2 protein-coding genes are annotated in these 2,174 nt (G+C 75.7%); one reads left to right on the plus strand and one right to left on the minus strand.

Annotated features, from left to right (window positions below):
• The first annotated feature begins 81 nt into the window (after nucleotides 1–81).
• On the plus strand, nucleotides 82–534 hold the full coding sequence (locus ACYVE9_RS24000) for a GNAT family N-acetyltransferase (RefSeq protein ID WP_461029981.1): 453 nt from the start codon (nucleotides 82–84) through the stop codon (nucleotides 532–534).
• Between the two features lie 99 nt (nucleotides 535–633).
• Here the strand turns inward: ACYVE9_RS24000 and ACYVE9_RS24005 are convergent, their stop codons facing one another.
• A complete protein-coding gene (locus ACYVE9_RS24005; protein ID WP_461029982.1) occupies nucleotides 634–2,034 on the minus strand; it encodes a serine hydrolase domain-containing protein in 1,401 nt (466 codons plus the stop codon).
• Nucleotides 2,035–2,174 lie beyond the last annotated feature (140 nt).

The following is a 2,174-nucleotide window of genomic DNA, read 5'->3' on the forward strand; positions in this document are numbered from 1 at the left end:
GCGCTGGGTGGGCGTGCGGCGGGCGTGCGGGAGGCGCCCGGCGGGCGTTTCGCGGGTCTCCGGCGGGCATAGAGTGCCGACATGAGCGACCTCACCATTCGCCCGGCCACCGCCGACGATCTCCCCGTTCTCGTCGGCATGCTCGCCGACGACCCGCTCGGCGCCGCCCGTGAGTCGCCGGACGATCTCGGCCCCTACCGGGCCGCGTTCGCCCGCATCACCGCCGACCCGAACCAGCACCTGGTGATCGCCGAGCGCGACGGCCGCCCCGCCGGAACCCTGCAACTCACCGTGGTGCCCGGCCTGTCCCGGCAGGGCGCCGACCGCGCGCTGGTCGAAGCGGTCCGGGTGCACACCGACGAACGCGGCACCGGACTGGGCACCGAACTGCTCAACTGGGCCGTCGCGGAAGCCCGTCGCCAAGGCTGCGCACTGGTGCAACTCACCAGCGACGCGACCCGGGTGGACGCCCACCGCTTCTACGAGCGACTCGGTTTTGAGGCTTCCCACCTGGGGTTCAAGATGCTGCTGTGACGCGGTGAACCGCTCTCGCGGGCAGGGATGTCGGCGTGCCGCCCGCGAGGCGTCCGGCACGCGCCGGAGGCGGCGCCGAACGACCGGTGGCCCGGGCCGTCACCAACCGTCGGTGCCGCCCGGTACCGCGGCTTCCGGGTCGTAGGGCTGCCGGGTGAACACGAAGGTGCCGAGGTCCAGGTGGTCGACCGCGCCGTCCGCCCGCCGCACCACGCGCAGCGGTTCGCCGGCGAAGTAGCCGTCCAGCCCCGTCCAGCCGCCGCCGGGCGCCGGATCGAAGCGTGACCCCGGGCGCCCACCGGCCATCGGGGACAGCTCCACCCGGCCGCCGTCCCGCAGCCGCAGCAGGTACGGCGCCGCGCCCCAGTACCAGGGGCCGGTCAGCGCCAGCAGCTCGCCGTCCACCTCGGACAGCGGCCGCCAGACGCCGGGCAGCCGGGGCTCCCGCTCGGCCAACTCCATCAGCAGGTCGGCGGCCAGCGGCGTCACCGCCATGCCGCTGGTGACGTTCGCCAGCGACACCGCGCCCAGGCCCCGGTCCGCGTCCACCAGCAGGCAGGCCACGAAGCCGGGCATCGAACCGGAGTGCCCGGCCAGCACCCGGCCGCCGGTGCGCGTCAGCTGGAGGCCGAGCCCGTACGAGTCGTCCCATCCGTCCGTCTCCGCGGGCACCGCGGGTGTACGCATCTCGGCCAGGGTGCCGGCCGCCAGCACCCGCGGGTCGCCGGCGGCGAGGAACTCGGCGAACCGGCACAGGTCCGCGGTCGTCGACCACAACTGCCCGGCCGGTGCCATCCGGCCCGTCTCCACCACCCGCTCCCGCTGCACCACGTCCGCCCACGGGTGCACCGCCCAGCCCGACGCGTGCGGGGCGCTCGGACGCAGCCCGGTGCGGGTCAGGCCCAGCGGTTCGAGCACCTCCGTCCGCAGCACCTCCTGCCACGGCTGCCCGCGCAGCTCCTCCACCAGCGCGCCGAGCAGCGCGTAACCGGGGTTGGAGTAGTGGAACCGGCGGCCCTCCGGGTGCGGTTGCGGCGTCTCACCGAAGAGGTCGGGCACCTCGGGGCGCAGCTCCCCCGGCGTCCGCTCCCACCAGGGCCCGCGGGCCTCCGCGGCCAGTCCCGCGCCGTGGCTGAGCAGTTGCGCGATCGTGGCGTCGGCGCCGTGCGGCGTGTCCAGGTGCCTGCCCAGCGGGTCGCCGAGGTCCAGCAGTCCCTCGTCGCGCAGCCGCAGCACCAGCACCGCCACGAAGGTCTTGGTGAGCGAGCCGATGCGGAACTGGGTGTCATCGGTGGCCGGTGCGCCGTCCACCTCGCCGCGGCTGCCGAACCAGACCTGCCGGCCGTCCCGCACCAGCGCCGCCACCGCGGCGGGGGCCCGGCCCTCGCTCTGCGCCACCGCGAGGCGGTGCAGCAGCGCACGCCGGGTGCACTCCAGCAACTCCGTCCCCTCCTCCGCCTCGACGGGACCAGGAACGGGGACGGACGCGGAGAGGGTCATGGTCCATTCCTAGCGTCCGGCACCTCACCACGCCAACCGATTACTCCGGGCCACGTGTCCCGGCGGGTGCGTCCGCCCCGGCCCCGGCTCGCGCCCACCTGCGCCGCGCGTCACCGCCGGGCCCGGACAGGCCGGTGGCC

It is taken from the genome of Streptomyces sparsus, assembly GCF_054776295.1.